This window comes from Rhodopseudomonas sp. BAL398, from assembly GCF_033001325.1.
GTDB lineage: Bacteria > Pseudomonadota > Alphaproteobacteria > Rhizobiales > Xanthobacteraceae > JARJEH01.
Window position 1 is genome coordinate 5,408,020 of the sequence record NZ_CP133111.1, and the last position, 13,913, is coordinate 5,421,932.

The window sequence follows — 13,913 nt, forward strand, 5'->3', positions numbered from 1 at the left end:
CTCTCAGGGCGCGCCCTGAAACGGAGGTCGGGTTTGCCCCGGAACCGCAGCCCGTTCAAGCTCGGCGCACATTCCGGATCAGGGCGCCTCGCGCAGCGGCGCGACGGCGTCGACGCCGGGGCGGCGTCGCGTGGCCAGGTAAGCCAGCCCGACTATTGCGGCGATCAGGCCCGCGGCGGCGCCGACGCCGATGGCCCAGCGCGGGCCGACATGATCGGCCACAAAGCCGACGATCGGCGCGCCGACCGGGGTGCCGCCGAGCGCGATGGCGAGCAGGATTGCCACCACCCGGCCGCGCATCGCCGGCTCGGTCGAGAGCTGCACCGTGCTGTTGGCCGTGGTGGTGAAGGTCTGCGCCGCCATTCCGACGATCACCAGCGCGGCGCCGAACAGCCAGTAATTCGGCATCGTCGCCGCCAGCGCCAGGCCGAGGCCGAACAGCGCGGCCCCGGTGACCAGCAGGCCGATGCCGGGTCGCTCCCGCCCCGCCGCCAGCAGGGCGCCGGCGACCGAGCCGATCGCCATCATCGAACTCAGCAAGCCATATTGGCTGGCGCCGGCATGAAACACCGTGACCGACATCGTCGAGATGAAGATCGCGAAATTGATGCCGAAGGTCCCGATCAGGAAGAACATCACCAGCACGACCTTGAGGTCGTTGCGCCGCCAGAGATAGCGAAAGCCATCGACGAAGCCGCCGCGGCCACGCCCGGCCTTGTCGCTGCGATATAGCTGATCGCGGCGCAGCAGGCTCAGCGAGCCGAGCACGGCGACGAACGAGGCGGCGTTGATCAGAAACACCCAGCCGGTGCCGACCGAGGCGATCAACAGGCCGGCGATCGCCGGACCAATCATCCGGGCGGCGTGGAACGAGGTCGAATTCAGCGCCACCGCGTTGGACAGATCGGCCTCGCCGACCAGCTCGGAGACGAAAGTCTGGCGCGCGGTGGAATCGAAGGCGGTGACGCAGCCCTGCAGGAAGGCGAACACATAGACCTGCCACAATTGCACGGCGCCGCTGATCGTAAGTAGTCCGAGGCCAAGCGCGAGCAGGCCCATCGCGCCCTGGGTGGCGAGGAGCAATTTGCGGCGGTCGAAATGATCCGAGGCAAAGCCGCTGAGCGGCAGCAGCAACAGCAACGGGCCGAATTGCAGCGCCATCACGATGCCGACCGCAGTGGCGTTGTTGTTGGTCAGCTGGGTCAGCACCAGCCAATCCTGAGCGGTGCGCTGCATCCAGGTTCCGACATTGGAGACGATCGCGCCGCCGGCCCAGATCCGATAGTTGTGGCCGCTCAATGAGCGGAAGGAGCCCTTCACCGCGCTCCTCACAAGGCCGAGGGGGTGTTGCCGCCGTTGAAGCGCCCGAACCACCACGCCAGCATCAGGCTGATGGCCAGCGCGCCGGCCGCCGCTGCCATGATCTGATCGCTCGCATGCAGGTCAAAGTCGCCGACCCGGCATAGCAGCACGTAGCTGAGTGCCAGATTCAAAAATCCCCAGACCACATTGACGATCGCAGATGATCGCCCCTGGCCGCGGGGCTTGGCGAACGGGGTTTGAAACGGTTGGCCGAGCAGGCCGCTGACGAGATGCGGGATCGCATTGGCGAGGACGGCCCCGCCGAACAGATAGCTGAGATCGTGTTGGCAGGGCATGATCAGATCGCTCCTTTTTCAAGCAGTGCGATGACCTGCGCGGTCGAGCCGGTTTCGCCGAGTCTCGGAAAGATCCGGGTAACGCTGTTGGTGTGGGCGTCGGCGTTGGTATCGGTCATGGCGTCGGTCGCCAGGGTAACGTTGAAGCCCAGCCCATAGGCCTGGCGGGCGGTGGTTTCGACGCCGATGCTGGTGGAAACGCCGCAGATCACCAGCTGGGTGACGCCGCGCGTCCGCAGATGTTGCTCGAGGTCGGTGGCGGTGAAGGCGCCCCAGCTGCGCTTGGTGACGGTGATGTCCGAGGGCTGGGCGTTCAGCTCGGGTACCAAATCGGCCCATCCGGCCGGCAGATCGCCAAGGCGGCGGCCCTGTTCGGTGCGGCCGGGCGCGGCGCCGGCGACGTTGACCAGCACCACCGGCTGGCCGCTGCGGCGGAACGCATCGGCCAAAGCGGCGGCGCGTTGCACGATTTCGGCCATCGAGTGGACGCCGGGCAAGGCGACGATGCCGTTCTGCAGATCGATAACCACAAGCGCGGTGATCGGATCGAGGGAGGTGAGTGCCATCAGATGGTCCTTTGGGTGACGGGAATTCGACGGGTCAGGGGCCGACCAGGCGCTTGAGCAGGCCGAGGGCGGCGGCGAGCTGGGCCTGTTCGTCGGGCGCCAGATGGGTCTGAATTGCATGCAGCAGCCAATCCTCGCGGGCGGCGCGCCCGGCCTTGATCCGTTCGCGGCAGGCTGCGGTCAGCGACAGAAGGGTCTGCCGGCCATCACCGGGGTCCGGCGCGCCGCTCACCAGCCCGGCGGCCTCCAGCGCCGCGACGGTGGCCCCCATCGATTGCGGACGGACTCCTTCAGCGCGGGCGAGGGTGGTCACCGTCATCGGCCCTTCGCGTTCCAGATGGCCAAGCACCGAGATCTGCGACCAGGTCAGGTCGCCGATATCGGCCTGTTGGCGCAGCCGCCGCTTCAATTTGCCGATGACGACGCGCAATTCGCCAGCCAGCGCCAATGCGCTTGCGGCCTCAACATGGTCTGAGGGCTCGATCATGTCCTTCCCATAGCATATGCGAAGCTAAACTACAAAGGAAACCTTCGGATATCGCCGAGCGCATCCCTATATTGTCTAATGTGGCCCGCATCGCGGCGCTTCGCCGCGCTGTCGCCCGATTCGACGGGTTGTTAAGGTGGATCACGACTCGTAAAAGGCCCGCAACGCGGTCAGCATCGCGTCCGCGCGGCCATGCCCGCCCGATTTATCGGGGGTTCACAATTCTGGGGCTAGATTCTTGATGCGATCGAATTTTGCCGGAGGAACAGCCTTGATCAGCCGACGATGGATTGTGCCGCTGGCGCTGGCCGGTTTCGTCATTCAATCCGGCCTGCTGCCGAGCGGACCTGCTCTGGCGCAAGGCGCCTTTCCGGCGCCATTGCCCAGCCAAATGACCAATGACCCGGCGTTCCCGCCGGTCAACGGCGCGCCCAGCGCATCGTTCGGATCGACCCGCAGCCCATTTCCGGCCACCGGGGCGGCGCCGATTCCCGGCGCGGGATTTGGCGCGCCGCAGGCCGGCCCGCCGCCCGGCGACGACCAATGCATGAAGGGGTTCATGGTTTTGCGGCAAGACGCCGAAAAGCGCGGCGCCGCGATCAAGGCCGCCAGCGAGCGGCATGCGCCTCCCGAGGAGGCCTGCAAGCTGATCGGACGGTTCTCGGCGGCCGAAAGCAAAATGGTCAAATACGTCGAGGCCAACAGCCAGAAATGCGGAATCCCGGCGCAAATCGCCCAGCAACTCCGCACCGGACACAAGAACACCGAGGCGATGCAGCGCAAGGTCTGCAACGTCGCGCAGCAACAGCAGCAGCGCGGCCCGGCTGGACCGAGCCTGAGCGAATTGCTGGGATCGTCGGCGGCGGTGCCGGAAGCCAATGTGTCGACCAAACGCGGCGCAGGTACCACCTTCGACACCCTCAACGGCAATGTACTGACGCGATGAGCCCCCGCGCCGCGTGCCATGAGACGTTTGCCATGAGACGATTCTCATGAGCCGCTTGCCATGACCGACGCGGCCACACGCGTCGCGGACGCGCCAACCGGCAATTGGGTCGACACCCACGCGCCGCTATGGGCGCGGCCCTATTTGCGGCTCGGGCGGTTCGATCGCCCGATCGGCTCCTGGCTGCTGTTGCTGCCGTGCTGGTGGTCGACCGCGCTGGCCGCCGGCGTTGCCGGCGATATCGGCCAGCTGCCGGGTTTCGCCGCGCTGTTCTTCATCGGCGCCTTCGCGATGCGCGGTGCCGGCTGCACCTGGAACGACATCACCGACCGCGATCTCGACGCCATGGTCGAGCGCACCCGGTCGCGGCCGATTCCGGCAGGGCAGGTCAGCGTCAGACAGGCCGCGGCGTTCCTGGTGCTGCAATCGTTGGTGGGCCTGGTGGTGCTGCTGCAGTTCAACCGCTTTGCGATCGCCACCGGGATCGCGTCGCTGATCATCGTCGCCGCCTATCCGTTCATGAAACGGATCACTTATTGGCCGCAGATCGTGCTCGGCCTGGCGTTCTCCTGGGGCGCCTTGATGGGATTCGCGGTGACGTTCGGGCGGATCGACCCTGCGGCGCTATTGCTCTATGCCGGCTCGATCGCCTGGGTGATCGGCTACGACACCATCTACGCGCATCAGGACAGCGAGGATGATCTGCTGATCGGCATCAAGTCGACGGCGCTGTTGTTCGGCGCCCGCACCAGGCCGGCGCTGATCGTGCTGTATGGCCTGGCCGTCGCGCTGATCGGCATGGCGTTGATGCTGGCGCAGGCGCATTGGCCGGCATGGCTCGGACTAACGGCCTTCGCTACTCATCTGGCTTGGCAGATTTCACGGCTCGATATCCGCGACACCACGCTGTGCCTGAGGCTGTTCAAGTCGAACCGCGACGCCGGGCTGATGCTGTCGGCGGGGCTGTTGGTCGACGCGGTACTGAGAGCCGCCTGAGCCAAGCTGCGAGCCGCCGCCCGCCCGCTCCGCAGCTGTCGGGCAGTCGAATCCGCAGGCACATGCGCTGCAGCCCATCACTATGCGGCCATCAAAGGTCTTTGGTCGTTAGCCATGTACGGACGGCCTGACTGAGATCCACCTTGCGTTCCAGTGGCAGCCAATGGCCGGCGGGCATGCTCGTAATGGTGAGGTCGGCACAGGCCGCGCGCATCGGGTCGCCCTGATGATTTCCGGTGATGGTGCAGATTTGATCATAGTCACCGTTGACGAACAGCACGGGTTGCGACAAGCGGCCGCCATCGGGTGCCTCGCGGGCATAGGCGATATCGGCGCCGTCATTCATGTACCACGCACACGAGGGACGAAAGCCGTGCGCGTTGAATGTCTGCACCAGCACCGCAAAATCCGCCGGTGGCCAGAGATCCGGGTTGGGGTGGATCGGCGGTGCCCGGTGCGCGGCGCCGAAACGGCCTCCCTTGCGCGTGACCAAAGCATTCGGCGAAACCTTGCCGATCCCGGCAGGGTCGCCGGGTTGAAAGATTGACGCCAGCGATGCGGCGATGTCTGCGTCGAGGTCGGCGACGGCCGCCTCAAACTGCGTGGTGTAGTAGCGGTAATAGTCCCACTGCCCGTCCGGATAGCGATCGGCCGGATAAATCCCGCGGTCTACCAGTGGGACGATCGTGCGCAGCGCATGCCCGCCGGGTTGATACGCCAGCGAGGTCAGCACGACGCCGCGGCTGCGCTCCGGCGCATGCGCGGCCAGCTGACCGACCACCACCACGCCCCAATCGTGGCCGACCCAGATGGCTGGGTTGCCGCCGAGATGGTCATGGAGCTCCGTCATGTCGGCGACGATTTCCCTGATCGTGTAGGCCTCGGTGGCGGCAGGCGCGGAAGATCCGCCGAAGCCCCGCAGATCGGGCGCGACGCAATGCCAGCCCTCGGCGGCGAACGCGTCCATCTGGGCGCGCCACATCAAACCGATGGTCGGCCAGCCGTGGAGGAAGATCATCAACGGTCCGTCGGCAGGCCCGCTCTCGAGGTAATGCGTTGTGTGTCGAGCCGAGGTGAAAGCGCGCGAGATCAGCGTGGAGGACGACGGCGTCGCCCGCGCTGCGCTCGAACCGGGCGGTTGAAGTGAGGCTGTCATGATCAGAAACTCCGTTATCCTCGGATCTTACTCGGAGGTGAAAGCGATCCCTGAGGAGGCTGCGGCTCACCGCGATCGCGAAGCCGGCTGCCCTTGCTCTGTGCCGCGGTCGGCAGTGTGTCGAGGGTTTTGCGATCAATCATCAGCGCAACGCCCATCAGGGCGACGCCGCCCGAAACCAGTTTCACGAGGGTCAAAGCTTCGCCAAGCAGCAGCGCGGACAGGCACAGCGCGACCACAGGCGCGGCATAGTTGAAGGTGTTGGCGAGCGTCGGTGAAACCTGGTTGAGCGCCAGGAACACGGCGTAACCGATCAACGTGCTCGCCACGACAAGAAAGCTCAGCGCGCCCCACGCGACCAGCGGCACGCCCGCGAGGTGCGTCGCCGTGGCGATACCCGACGCGGTCGTGATCGCACCCAGCACGATGCTTGCCGCGGCCAGTTGCACGGTCAGCCCAATGAAGGGGTCGCGCGGCAGCGCCAGTCGCGGCGCAAGCAACGACCCGGCCGCCCAAGCCGCCGCCGCGGCGAGCGTGAGCATCGCGCCGATCAGCTGGAAGTCGCGGCCAGTGGCGGATGTCGAGCCCATCAACACGAGTCCGACGAGGCCGATGGTGACACCAGCCACCTGGCGGCGCGTCAATGGCCGATGAAATAAGCCCCATGCAAAAAGGGCCAGGAAGAGCGGGGCGGACGAGCCGAACACTGCGGCCACCCCGGCCGGCAGAAAATGCGTGCCCCAGATTGCCAGCGCCTGGCCGGCCACCAGCATCGTGACGCCGAGCACCGCTGCGCCACCCAGTTCTTGCAACGACACCGGCGACCGCCGCCAGCGTCTGAGCGCGAAGGGAAGCAGGATCAGCGTCGCAATCGAGAAGCGAAGCGTCGCGACCATCAGTGGATGCAGGGTGTCTCCGGCGACCTTGAAGGCCAGGAAATTGGCGCCGTTGTAGAACCATTGATAGCCGACCGCGGCGGCGACCAGCCCAGGATGCTTACTCCAGTCGGTCTCTGTTGTGGCCGCCACGTCATGCTCCCGTCAGCTGAGCTGGAAACGCGGCTCGGACCAAATCGGTCGCCTTTTTTATGATGACGATGTAGCATCACCTGTGGCAGAAATTGCATCAAGCGACCTCAACCCGAGGCGGCACGTGGAACTCAAGGATCTCCGTTGTTTCATCGCGGTAGCGGAGTCAGGCGGATTCCGCAGTGCTTCTCGGCGGCTCGGGGTTGAACAGTCGATCGTCAGTCGGCGGGTCGCGTCCCTGAAGGATGAAATCGGTGTTTCGCTGGTCGAACGCGGCCGCAGCGGGATCCGGCTGACCGCGGCCGGCGGACGTTTTCTCGACCAGGTGCGGATCTCGCTGTCCCAGCTGGACGTGGCGGTCTCGGGCGCACAAGCGGCGGGCGAGGCGGCTGCCGGCCGCGTCAGGATCGGGATCACCGGGTCTATCGCTTCAGGGTTCGTTCGTGAACTGATTGCCGCGTGGCGCAACGAGCATCCCGACGTCGCCATCGACCTGGTCGAAGGGGCCCCCAATGAGCACGTCGCAGCGCTGCTCGCTCATGAGCTCGATCTCACCTTCCAGTTGAGTTCGGTCGGCCATGAGGGTCTCGATGCCGAGCAACTATGGGTCGACCGCGTCTTCGCCGCCGTCCCGGCCGATAGTTCGTATGCGGGTCACACTCACTTCAGGATCGCCCAGCTCTCCGATGCTAATTTCATTGTGAGCACGCGCAATTCAGGGCCTGACATTCGCGACTTTCTGACGACCCGGCTTTACCAGCTCGGCAACAGTCCGACGATCCGGATGATCGATGTCGGTCGCGAAGCGCTGATGCATTGCGTCGGCCTGGGTATCGGTGTGACGATCACCACGAGCGCCGACGCGGCGATCGGTTATCCGGGCGTCAACTTCGCAGAAATTCTCGACGAGCGCCTGCCGTTCAGCGCGATCTGGTCGCCCCGCAACGACAATCCGGCGTTGCGACGGTTCCTGAGCGCCGCTCGGATACGCTCCCGCAGTTAAGCGCCAGCATCCCTGAGAAGGAACTTCTGTCGACCCTATGAGGGCGCCTCATCCGGCTGTGACTGGGCAGCCGTGGCGCTTGCCTAATCCCGCGCGATGATCTCGCGCTCGCCCTGATAGTTGCCGGGCGCATTGAGCAAGGCCCCGGGGCGGCGTCGCACCAGGAATTTCGGCCGTCGCGTCTTGATGACGTTGTGGCGGCGGCGGCGTTGCGCCGGCTCGCGGGATTTGTCTTCCGGCAGTTGCGGCAGCGCGAAGATCTCGCACCATGATTGCCACGCGGTGTCGATCTCGTCGGCATCGGCGCTGACGCACAGCGGGATCGACAGCGCCGGATCGCGATGCACCAGCACCAGCATCCGGGCGTCGTCGAGCCCGCGCGACGCGACGCCGAGGAAGTCGCTGACGCGGACGTTGACCGCCATCCGCATGCCGGCAACCTGGCGGCGTAGCACCACCCGTTCACGATGCAATTCGACTTGCCGGATGCCGCCGTCGGCGCGCGCGTCCTGCGCGTCGAAACGGACCGGGAGTGAGAGGGGGTCGAGTCGCAATGCGCGACTCGACCCCGCGGGATAGGCCCCGCTTGTTGCTGCTGTTTGACGCCTCACGGCTTTGTTCTCCCCGCCGGGTTTATGGCCCCGGTCGTTGCCTGAGAACTTGCCAGAGCGGCGTCCGAAATCGCTTAAAAAGCCTGGTTAATCGACTCTCACCGGCGCTGCTTCGCTGCGCATGATTGACAGATCCTTGGCCGACATGATTGACGAGGTGTTGCGCGATTGCGGATAATCTTTCGCGGCAATGCCGCTTCCACGGTTGAAGTCCGCGCCCAATAGGCACATCTGATAGGGCACAACTCTCATTGCGGCCGCCTCGGCGCTGCCTTCAATTTTCGGGATTTCATTTGTGATCTCTTCATCGGACGCGACCTCATCCGGCACCACGGCCTCGCGGACCTCCGCCAATGCGGAGCTGTTCGATCAGTCCGCGCTCAGCACGCTGGCGCAGCGCCTGGTGGAGGCGGCCAAGCGCGCCGGCGCCGACGCCGCCGACGCGGTGGCGGTGCGCGGGGTCTCGCATGGCGTCGAAGTGCGCGATGGCAAGGTCGAGGAATCCGAGCGCTCGGAAGGCGACGACGTCGGCCTGCGGGTGCTGGTGGGCCGGCGCCAGGCCGTTGTGTCGACCAATGATATCAGCGGCGACGGCGTCGCCCGGCTCGCCGAACGCGCGGTGGCGATGGCGCGCGTCGCGCCCGACGATCCCTATGTCGGGCTCGCCGATCCTGCGCTGCTGGCGCGGGATTTTCCCGATCTCGATTTGCTCGATCCGCAGACGCCGTCGACCGCCGAACTGGAGCGCCGCGCCTGCGTCGCCGAGGCGGCGGCGCTGGCCGTCAAGGGCGTCAGCAAATCGGGTGGCGCCTCGGCCTCGTCGAGCATCGGCGGCATGGTGCTGGTGACCTCGACCGGCTTCCACGGCGCCTATCTGCGCTCGAGCCAGGGCATCTCGATGACCGCGATCGTCGGCGACGGCACCGCGATGGAGCGCGACTACGATTATAGCTCGGCGCTGCATGCGGCCGATCTGGCGTCCCCCGAAAGCGTCGGACGGACGGCGGGCGAGCGCACCGTGGCGCGGGCCAATCCGCGCAAGGCCGCGACCTGCAAGGTGCCGGTGGTGTTCGATCCGAGGGTGGCCGGCTCGCTGGTCAGCCATCTGGTCAACGCCGCCAACGGCGCCTCGATCGCGCGCAAGACCAGCTTTCTCAAGGACCGTCTCGGCCAGCGGCTGTTCGACAACGATATCCGGATTATCGACGACCCGCTGAGGGTCCGCGGGCTACGCTCGCAAAGCTTCGACGCCGAAGGCGTCGCGGTGAAGCCGTTGGCGATCATCGATGACGGCGTGCTGACCTCGTGGCTGCTGGATTGCGCCACCGCGCGCGAACTCGGGCTCACCACCACCGGCCACGCCCATCGCGGCGTGTCGTCGTCGCCGTCGCCCGGCGCCTATAATCTGCATCTTGCGCCCGGCGAACAGACCCCAGCGGAATTGATGTCGGACATCAAGGAGGGGTTTTACGTCACCGACCTGATCGGCTCCGGCGTCAACGGCGTCACCGGCGATTATAGCCGGGGCGCCGCCGGGTTCTGGATCGAGAACGGCGAATGCACCTATGCGGTGAGCGAGGTGACGATTGCCGGGCATCTGCTCGAGATGTACAAATCGCTTCGCGCAGCGAACGATCTCGTGTTCCGCTACGGCATCAATGCACCGACGCTGCGGATCGAGGGATTGACGATTGCCGGACGCTAATGTCGTCGCACGACAGCAGACACTGAATCGCGACGCCGCGCTGCTGGCAGATACCGTCCGGGAAGCCGGCGCGCTGGCGCTGAAGATGTTTCGCACCGAATTGCGGACCTGGACCAAGGGCGCCTCGTCCCCGGTGTCGGAGGCCGACATCGCGGTCAACGATCTGATCCAGCGCCGGCTGCAGGGCGCGACACCGGAATATGGCTGGCTGTCGGAGGAAAGCGCCGACGATTCCGCGCGGCTTGGCAAATCGCTGGTCTGGATCATCGATCCGATCGACGGCACCCGCGGCTATCTGGCCGGCCGCGAGGATTGGTGCGTCTCGGCGGCATTGGTGGCGGATGCCGTGCCGCTGCTGGCCGCGGTGTTCGCGCCGGCGACCGATGAATTCTATTGCGCGATCCGCGGTCAGGGGGCCTTTCTCAATGATGTGGCGATCCACGCCACGCCGGGCATCGAGCTGGATTTCGCCAAGGTCGCCGGGCCCAAGCCGCTGCTCGAGCGGCTGATGCCGCCCGAGGCGGCGCTGCATCCGAGGATCGGGTCGCTGGCGCTGCGGTTGTGTCGGGTGGCGGATCGCAGGCTCGATGCCGCCTTCGCCGGAGGCCAAAGTCGCGACTGGGACCTTGCCGGGGCGGATTTGATCGTGCACGAAGCGAATGGTAGAATGACGACGCTTGCGGGCGACGCGATCGTCTATAACCGTCCCGACGTCGCGCATGGTGTGCTGGTGGCGGCGGGACGCGATCGCCATGCTTCTATCGTCGAGCTCTTTCGCAATCGCCCCACAGGCTAACCGTTCGCGCTCCCGTCAGCCGCGGCAAGGAACATTTTGATGTCGAACAATGCGCAGCAATTGCTTCATCTCGTAATCGGGGGCGAATTGACGGACCTCGAAAACACCACGTTTCGGGACCTCGATAAACTGGACATCGTCGGCGTGTATCCGAGCTACGCGACGGCGCTCGCGGCTTGGAAAGCCAAGGCGCAGCAGACGGTCGATAACGCCCACATGCGCTATTTCGTGGTTCACCTCCATCGGTTGCTCGATCCCGGTCAAGATACGAAACTCCCCCGCTGACATGTCGCCCTGCGTTTCGCTGCGTTCCGCTCGCCGCTTTGCCGCTGGAATCCGCCCGCACCGATCTGAATGGCTTGTCGAATGCGAAGCCGGGACCGGCGAGGCCGAGCATGTCTGATCGCCTGCCGCTGACGTTGCGCGCCTATCAGCGTCTGTCGACCGCCGCGGCGCCGCTGGCGGCCGTTCTGATCGGCCGCCGGCTGAAGCAGGGCAAGGAAGATCCCGCGCGGGTCAATGAGCGACGCGGCATTTCCACGGCGGTCCGGCCGCCGGGGCCGCTGGTCTGGATCCACGGCGCCAGCGTCGGCGAGGTGCTCGCCGCCGCCGCCTTGATCGAGCGGCTGCGGGCGCTGGGCATGCGGATTTTGCTGACCTCGGGCACCGTGACCTCGGCGGCGGTGGCGACCAAGCGGTTTCCGGCCGATATCATCCATCAATACATCCCCTATGACTCGCCGCGCTTCGTTGCGCGGTTTTTCGAGCATTGGCGGCCCAGCCTGGCGCTGTTCATCGAATCCGACCTGTGGCCCAATCTGATTCTGGCCGGCGCCGAGCGCCGAATGCCGATGGTGCTGATCAACGGCCGGATGTCGCAGCGCTCGTTTCCGCGTTGGCGCCGCGCGGCGGCCACGATCGGCGCCTTGCTCGGCCGCTTCGATATCTGCATGGCGCAATCCGGCGTCGACGCCGAGCGGCTTTCGGCGCTTGGCAGCCGCAACGTCATCACCACCGGCAACCTGAAGATGGATGTCGCGCCGCCTCCGGCGGACCCGGCCAAACTGGAACAGCTGATGGCGGCCACGCGCGGCCGGCCGGTGATCGTGGCGGCCTCGACCCATCCGGGCGAAGAGGAAATCCTGATCGAGGCGCATCAGGCGCTGAGCACGCTGTTTCCGTCGCTGCTGACCGTGATCGTGCCGCGGCATCCGCATCGCGGCGAATCGGTGGCCTGCATGATCGCGGCCTCCGGCCTGCAAGTGGCGCTGCGATCGCGCGGGGAATTGCCGACCGAGGCGAGCGCGATCTATGTCGCCGACACCATGGGCGAACTCGGGCTGTTCTACCGGATGGCGCCGATCGTGTTCATGGGCGGCTCGCTGGTCGCGCATGGCGGCCAGAATCCGATCGAAGCCGTCAAGCTGCGCGCCGCGGTGGTGCACGGTCCACATGTCTCCAATTTCACCGACATCTACACGGCGCTCGACAGCGCCGGCGGCGCCTGTCAGGTCGATGATACCAAGGCGCTGGTGAAGCGGTTCGGCGTGCTGCTGGCGGATCCGAAGGAGCAGCGCAGCTCGATCGCGGCCGCAACCCGCGTGGTCGACCGGCTCGGCGGCGCGCTCGATCGCACGCTGGCGGCGCTGGAGCCCTATCTTCTGCAGCTGCGCATCGAGATGGGATCGGCCGATGCATGAGCCGGCCTTCTGGCATCGGCCGTCATCCTGGATCGCGCGATTGCTGCAGCCGCTCGGCCTCCTCTACGGCGCCGTGGCCGCGACCCGCATGGCGCAATTTGGCGTTGCGGCCGGCGTTCCGGTGATCTGCGTCGGCAATTATCACGTCGGCGGCGCCGGCAAGACGCCCACCACATTGGCGCTGGCCGCCTTGCTGCGGCAGCTCGGCGAGACCCCGGTGGTGCTGAGCCGCGGCTATGGCGGCAGGCTACGCGGCCCGGTCAGCGTCGATCCGGAGCGGCATGGCGCAGCCGAGGTCGGCGACGAGCCGCTGATGATGGCGCGCATGGTGCCGGTCGTGGTCGCCAAGGACCGTGTCGCCGGCGCGGCGCTGGCGCGCTCGCGCGGCGCCAGCGTGATCCTGATGGATGACGGCTTTCAGAATCCGGCGATCGCCAAGGATGCGTCGCTGATCGTGATCGACAGTCATCGCGGGCTCGGCAACGGCCGCGTCTTTCCCGCAGGTCCCTTGCGCGCGTCGCTTGCGCCGCAATTGGCGCGCACCGATGCGCTGATCATTGTCGGTGACGGCCCCGCCGGCGCGCCGCTGGCATCCGCGATCGAAGCCCAGGGCGGTCTGGTGCTGCGCGCGACGTTGACTCCCGACGACGCCTCGGTCGCCGCGCTTTCTGGCAGGCGGGTGCTGGCCTTTGCGGGGATCGGCGATCCCGCGCGGTTCTTTGTAACGCTGCGGCAGAGCGGCGTCGATGTCGTGGCGCAGCGAGCCTTTCCCGATCATCACCCGTTTTCGTCGGCCGATATCGATGGCCTGATCGAGATGGCGCGTCGCGACGATCTGGCCTTGGTCACCACCGAAAAGGATCTGGCGCGCCTCAGCATGCGCGCGCCATCATCGCCGCCGATCGTCGCCTTCGCGGTGACGATGCAATTTGGCGATCAGGCGACGCTGCGCCGATTTCTGGTCGATCGCCTAGCCATGGCGCGGGAGCGCAAGTTTCAAACGCAGTGAGTAGGGATCGGCACCGGCGCTCGATCAGCCCGCCGGCTTCAGCGCGGCGGGGTAATGCCGCTGCAGCACGGCCTCGGGCGTCGCATAGGCTTCCTTCAGATCGACGCTCCAGTATTTCAACTCGTCGAGTGGAATATGAACCCCGCTGATGGCGCAGCGGACATAGGTGCCGGGCGAGATCACGCGGAAATCGCCGTCCAGATATTGCACCTGCGCTTCGCCCGAGCCCGAGGGGCCGAATTTATTCAGCAC

At 66.2% G+C, this 13,913-nt stretch carries 17 protein-coding genes; 8 read left to right on the top strand and 9 right to left on the bottom strand.

Going from position 1 to position 13,913, the window contains the following annotated elements:
- Positions 1-78 precede the first annotated feature (78 nt).
- The 4 genes from RBJ75_RS25445 to RBJ75_RS25460 are packed head-to-tail and all read right to left on the bottom strand — an operon-like array spanning position 79 to position 2,711.
- Positions 79-1,320 (bottom strand): MFS transporter, encoded by a 1,242-nt coding sequence (locus tag RBJ75_RS25445; RefSeq protein WP_044411412.1) that lies wholly within the window; start codon positions 1,318-1,320, stop codon positions 79-81.
- A gap of 8 nt (positions 1,321-1,328) precedes the next feature.
- Entirely contained in the window at positions 1,329-1,658 is a 330-nt protein-coding gene (locus RBJ75_RS25450; RefSeq protein ID WP_044411409.1) for a hypothetical protein, read from the bottom strand.
- A gap of 2 nt (positions 1,659-1,660) precedes the next feature.
- Positions 1,661-2,224 (bottom strand): isochorismatase family protein, encoded by a 564-nt coding sequence (locus RBJ75_RS25455; RefSeq protein WP_044411406.1) that lies wholly within the window; start codon positions 2,222-2,224, stop codon positions 1,661-1,663.
- A 34-nt stretch (positions 2,225-2,258) separates the two neighbouring features.
- Positions 2,259-2,711, bottom strand: a complete 453-nt coding sequence (locus RBJ75_RS25460; RefSeq protein ID WP_044411404.1) for a MarR family winged helix-turn-helix transcriptional regulator — start codon at positions 2,709-2,711, stop codon at positions 2,259-2,261.
- A gap of 274 nt (positions 2,712-2,985) precedes the next feature.
- Here RBJ75_RS25460 and RBJ75_RS25465 point away from each other — a divergent pair, with 274 nt between their 5' ends.
- Both RBJ75_RS25465 and ubiA read left to right on the top strand, forming a co-directional pair.
- The gene (locus RBJ75_RS25465) at positions 2,986-3,657 is read left to right on the top strand and encodes a hypothetical protein (protein ID WP_044411439.1); all 672 of its coding nucleotides are present in this window, start codon (positions 2,986-2,988) and stop codon (positions 3,655-3,657) included.
- A gap of 60 nt (positions 3,658-3,717) precedes the next feature.
- Positions 3,718-4,653 (top strand): 4-hydroxybenzoate octaprenyltransferase, encoded by a 936-nt coding sequence (gene ubiA, locus RBJ75_RS25470; RefSeq protein ID WP_044411402.1) that lies wholly within the window; start codon positions 3,718-3,720, stop codon positions 4,651-4,653.
- A 91-nt stretch (positions 4,654-4,744) separates the two neighbouring features.
- Here ubiA and RBJ75_RS25475 read toward each other — a convergent pair whose 3' ends face one another.
- On the bottom strand, positions 4,745-5,809 hold the full coding sequence (locus RBJ75_RS25475) for an alpha/beta fold hydrolase (protein ID WP_044411399.1): 1,065 nt from the start codon (positions 5,807-5,809) through the stop codon (positions 4,745-4,747).
- A gap of 14 nt (positions 5,810-5,823) precedes the next feature.
- A complete protein-coding gene (locus RBJ75_RS25480; RefSeq protein WP_044411396.1) occupies positions 5,824-6,837 on the bottom strand; it encodes a DMT family transporter in 1,014 nt (337 codons plus the stop codon).
- Between the two features lie 124 nt (positions 6,838-6,961).
- Here RBJ75_RS25480 and RBJ75_RS25485 point away from each other — a divergent pair, with 124 nt between their 5' ends.
- Positions 6,962-7,840, top strand: coding sequence for a LysR family transcriptional regulator (locus RBJ75_RS25485; protein ID WP_160297939.1), 879 nt, complete (start codon positions 6,962-6,964; stop codon positions 7,838-7,840).
- An 83-nt stretch (positions 7,841-7,923) separates the two neighbouring features.
- Here RBJ75_RS25485 and RBJ75_RS25490 read toward each other — a convergent pair whose 3' ends face one another.
- Both RBJ75_RS25490 and RBJ75_RS25495 read right to left on the bottom strand, forming a co-directional pair.
- Complete coding sequence (locus RBJ75_RS25490) at positions 7,924-8,451, bottom strand: DUF6101 family protein (RefSeq protein ID WP_044411390.1); 528 nt, start codon at positions 8,449-8,451, stop codon at positions 7,924-7,926.
- An 87-nt stretch (positions 8,452-8,538) separates the two neighbouring features.
- Complete coding sequence (locus RBJ75_RS25495) at positions 8,539-8,781, bottom strand: hypothetical protein (protein WP_152647720.1); 243 nt, start codon at positions 8,779-8,781, stop codon at positions 8,539-8,541.
- Here RBJ75_RS25495 and RBJ75_RS25500 point away from each other — a divergent pair.
- The 5 genes from RBJ75_RS25500 to lpxK all read left to right on the top strand — a co-directional run bounded on the left by RBJ75_RS25500 (position 8,750) and on the right by lpxK (position 13,661).
- The gene (locus RBJ75_RS25500; RefSeq protein ID WP_173427356.1) at positions 8,750-10,156 is read left to right on the top strand and encodes a TldD/PmbA family protein; all 1,407 of its coding nucleotides are present in this window, start codon (positions 8,750-8,752) and stop codon (positions 10,154-10,156) included. The genes RBJ75_RS25495 and RBJ75_RS25500 overlap by 32 nt on opposite strands.
- Positions 10,143-10,952, top strand: coding sequence for a 3'(2'),5'-bisphosphate nucleotidase CysQ (locus RBJ75_RS25505; protein ID WP_044411384.1), 810 nt, complete (start codon positions 10,143-10,145; stop codon positions 10,950-10,952). Before RBJ75_RS25500 ends, RBJ75_RS25505 begins: the two co-directional genes overlap by 14 nt.
- 39 nt (positions 10,953-10,991) lie before the next feature.
- A complete protein-coding gene (locus tag RBJ75_RS25510; RefSeq protein WP_044411381.1) occupies positions 10,992-11,237 on the top strand; it encodes a DUF4170 domain-containing protein in 246 nt (81 codons plus the stop codon).
- A 110-nt stretch (positions 11,238-11,347) separates the two neighbouring features.
- Complete coding sequence (locus RBJ75_RS25515; RefSeq protein WP_044411436.1) at positions 11,348-12,652, top strand: 3-deoxy-D-manno-octulosonic acid transferase; 1,305 nt, start codon at positions 11,348-11,350, stop codon at positions 12,650-12,652.
- Positions 12,645-13,661, top strand: coding sequence for a tetraacyldisaccharide 4'-kinase (lpxK, locus tag RBJ75_RS25520; RefSeq protein WP_044411378.1), 1,017 nt, complete (start codon positions 12,645-12,647; stop codon positions 13,659-13,661). The genes RBJ75_RS25515 and lpxK overlap by 8 nt, the downstream gene beginning before the upstream one ends.
- Positions 13,662-13,685: 24 nt before the next feature.
- On the opposite strand, the gene RBJ75_RS25525 is transcribed toward lpxK, so the two are convergent.
- Positions 13,686-13,913, bottom strand: coding sequence for a DUF2093 domain-containing protein (locus RBJ75_RS25525; RefSeq protein ID WP_044411375.1), 228 nt, complete (start codon positions 13,911-13,913; stop codon positions 13,686-13,688).